Raw genomic sequence first — 3,182 nt, 5'->3', positions numbered from 1 at the left:
ACAACAGGCCTACACCCAGCAGAACCGCCCGGCTTAACCGCAAACCGCCCATGTCACCCTCCCTGACGCAGAGCCCTCAGCAATGCGTCACATCAGTAGCAATTCAACTCCTTAACGCTTTGTCGAGGTGGGCCAGAAGTTTCGCCCATGCGTCCCGGGCGTCCGCCTCGGCGTAGCTGGCGCGGTAGTCGGCGTGGAAGCCGTGCGGCGCGTCCGGATAGACGATGATCCGGCTGTCGGTCTGGCCCGCTCGCGCCAGGGCCTCGCGCATCCGCTCGACGCTGGCCAGGGGGATGCCCTGGTCCTGGCCGCCGTACAGACCCAGGACGGGCGCCTTCAGGTCATCGGCCAGATCGACCGGCCACGGCTGGCCGGATGAAATTTGCACCGGCGTCGCGTCGGGGGCCGGCGCCAGACGGCCGTACCAGGCCACGCCGGCGCCGATGACGGCGAAGCGCGCCGCCGCCTGCCACACCACCTTGCCGCCCCAGCAGAAGCCGGTGATCCCGACCTTGCCGTCCCGCGCCCACAGCTGCTGACTGGCCCAGTCCAGGGTCGCCGACAGATCGCCCATCACCTGCTCATAGTCGGCCGCCCCGACGATCTGCATGATCCGGCCCATGTCGGACAGGGGCGCCGGATCCTCGACCCGGTTGAAGAAGGCCGGGGCGATGGCGGCGTAGCCCTGCTTGGCCAGGCGACGGCAGATGTCCTTGATATAGTCGTGGACGCCGAAGATCTCGGACACCACCACCACGACTGGAAAAGGCCCCTCGCCCGCCGGCCGCGCCACATAGGCCGGCAGTTCGAACCCGTCCGGCGCCGGATAGGTCACCTCGGCGGTCTCGAGCCCGGCGGCGTCGGTGGTGATGGGTCGGGCCTCCTTGGCCAGGGCCGCGACCGCATAGCCCGAAAAGAGCAGCCCCCCCAGGGCGCCCACCGCCCTGCGGCTCAGCTTCAGATCATCGGGGGTCTGGCCTTCGGGACGGATCAGGGTGGTCATGGGACGGCTCCAGAAACGGGGGAGCCGCAGACCATCACGGCGCGCCGGGAGCGTCCAGTCAACTTAGGCGGAAGTCGATCCGATTGGTTTGGCGAAACAGACGGCCTCCGGTCGGCCGACATAGAGGCCATAGGGCGGAATTTCGCGATAGCCGGCGCGGAGATAGAAGCGCACGGCCAAAGTGTTGACGCGACGCGTTTCCAGCCGGATTTCGCCGTAGCCGAGGCTTTTCGCCTTCGCCTCCAATGCCGCGAGCACGGCGGAACCCACGCCCCGTCCGGCGACCCCCGCATACATGCGCTTGATTTCGGCGACGCCCGGCTGGAGCGGACGCAGGGCGCCGCAGCCTATGGCCCGCCCCTGCTCGTCCCGCGCCAGTAGGAAGGCGGCGCCCGCCCCCCGAACATCGTCCTCGTCGAACGAGGCCTGGCCGCTGGAGCCCGTGATCGCCGCCAGTCGCTGGGACAGGCGGCGATCAGGACTTTGGCGTCGGCATAGTCGGGGTCGGCGTCCTCGATAAGGATCATCCGGGGTCGATCCTCAGTGCCGGAAGACCCGCACCCCGGTGAAGGCCATGGCGATGCCCTGCTCGTCGGCGGCGGCGATGACCTCGGCGTCGCGCATCGAGCCGCCGGGCTGGATCACCGCCGTGGCGCCGGCCGCGACGGCTTCCAGCAGGCCGTCGGCGAAGGGGAAGAAGGCTTACGAGGCGCAGGCCGAACCCTGGGCCAGGGAATGGGCCAGTCCCTTGGCCTCGCCGGCCTCCTTGGCGCGGATCGCGGCGATGCGGGCGCTGTCGCGACGGTTCATCTGGCCGGCGCCGATGCCGGCGGTCTGGCCGTCCTTGGCGTAGACGATGGCGTTGGACTTGACGTGTTTGGCCACGGTGAAGGCGAACAGCATGTCATGGATCTCGGTCGGCGTCGGCTGGCGGGGCGTGACGATCTTCAGGTCTTCGGGCTTGATCAGCGACCGGTCGCGGCTCTGGACCAGGAAGCCGCCGGCGACCGAGCGGAACACCTCGCCCGGCCCGTGCGGATCGGGCAGGCCGTCGGTGATCAGCAGGCGCAGGTTCTTCTTCGAAGCAAAGACTTCCTTGGCCTCGTCGTCGGCGCCGGGGGCGATGACGACCTCGGTGAAGATGCCGGTGATGGCGCGGGCGTCGTCGCCGTTCAGCGGGCGGTTGACCGCGATCACGCCGCCGAAGGCCGAGACGGCGTCGCATTCCAGCGCACGGGCGTAGGCTTCGGAAAGGTCCTTGCCCACGGCCACGCCGCAGGGGTTGGCGTGTTTGACGATGACGACGGCGGGGGCCTCGAACTCTGCGACCAGCTCATAGGCGGCGTCGGCGTCGGCGATATTGTTGTAGCCCAGCTCCTTGCCCTGGATCTGGGTCGCATGGGCCACGCCGGGACGCGCTTCCCCGGTGCGATAGAAGGCGCCGCTCTGATGCGGGTTCTCGCCGTAGCGCAGGGTCTGGGCCAGCGAACCGGCGATCGACTTGCGGGCCGGGGCGACGTCCTCGACCTGGCTTGCGAACCAGCCCGAGACGGCGGCGTCATAGGCGGCGGTGCGGGCGAAGGCGCGGGCGGCCAGCCGCTTGCGCAGGGCCAGATCGGTCGAGCCTTCCGCCTTCAGCGCCTCAAGGATCAGGCCGATGGACTCTCCGTCCACGGCGACGGCGACATAGCCGTGGTTCTTGGAGCCCGAGCGGATCATGGCCGGACCGCCGATGTCGATATTCTCGACCGCCGCCTCGAACGAGCCGCCCGCAGCAACCGTGGATTCGAACGGGTAGAGGTCGATCCAGACGATATCGATGGCGCCGATGCCGTGGTCGATCATTGACTGGGCGTGATCCGCAGCGTCGCGCACGCCCAGCAGGCCGCCGTGGACGACGGGGTGCAGGGTCTTGACCCGGCCGTCCATCATCTCGGGGAAGCCGGTCAGATCGGCCACATCCTTGACCGGCAGGCCCAGTTTGGCGATCGCCGCGCGGGGGCCGCCGGGCGGGGCTCCGCCTTTGCGGCGCCCGGCGCCGGGCTCGCCGTCCCCGCCGCCGTGCTCCAGAACTCGCTTGAGCAGACAGTCCTGGCGGTCGGCGCCCACCTCGTCCTCGCCACCGTTCTGCGCGGCGAGGAGATGATCCTCCTGCCCGTGCTGGTCGCCCTCTATCTCG

The 3,182-nt window shown here is 69.4% G+C and carries 2 protein-coding genes and 1 pseudogene; all 3 read right to left on the bottom strand.

The window, feature by feature from the left end; all coding sequences use genetic code 11:
- Window positions 1-103 precede the first annotated feature (103 nt).
- On the bottom strand, window positions 104-1,003 hold the full coding sequence (locus tag ER13_RS16700; RefSeq protein ID WP_035311114.1) for a dienelactone hydrolase family protein: 900 nt from the start codon (window positions 1,001-1,003) through the stop codon (window positions 104-106).
- 63 nt (window positions 1,004-1,066) lie between these two features.
- Window positions 1,067-1,381 (bottom strand): GNAT family N-acetyltransferase, encoded by a 315-nt coding sequence (locus tag ER13_RS16695; protein ID WP_231492584.1) that lies wholly within the window; start codon window positions 1,379-1,381, stop codon window positions 1,067-1,069.
- A 162-nt stretch (window positions 1,382-1,543) separates the two neighbouring features.
- Window positions 1,544-3,010 (bottom strand): annotated as a pseudogene (gene purH / locus ER13_RS16690) (bifunctional phosphoribosylaminoimidazolecarboxamide formyltransferase/IMP cyclohydrolase); the annotation flags it as partial.
- Between the last annotated feature and the right edge of the window lie 172 nt (window positions 3,011-3,182).

The sequence above is a fragment of the Brevundimonas sp. EAKA genome (assembly GCF_000698025.1).
GTDB classification, from domain to species: Bacteria; Pseudomonadota; Alphaproteobacteria; order Caulobacterales; family Caulobacteraceae; genus Brevundimonas; species Brevundimonas mediterranea_A.
The sequence above is the reverse complement of the archived record's forward strand: the minus strand, read 5'-3'. Positions and strand labels throughout refer to the sequence as shown.

Excerpts from the sequence above, each read along its gene's own strand:
- ER13_RS16700 (WP_035311114.1), bottom strand. The coding sequence starts at position 1,003 with ATGACCACCCTGATCCGTCCCGAAGGCCAGACCCCCGATGATCTGAAG.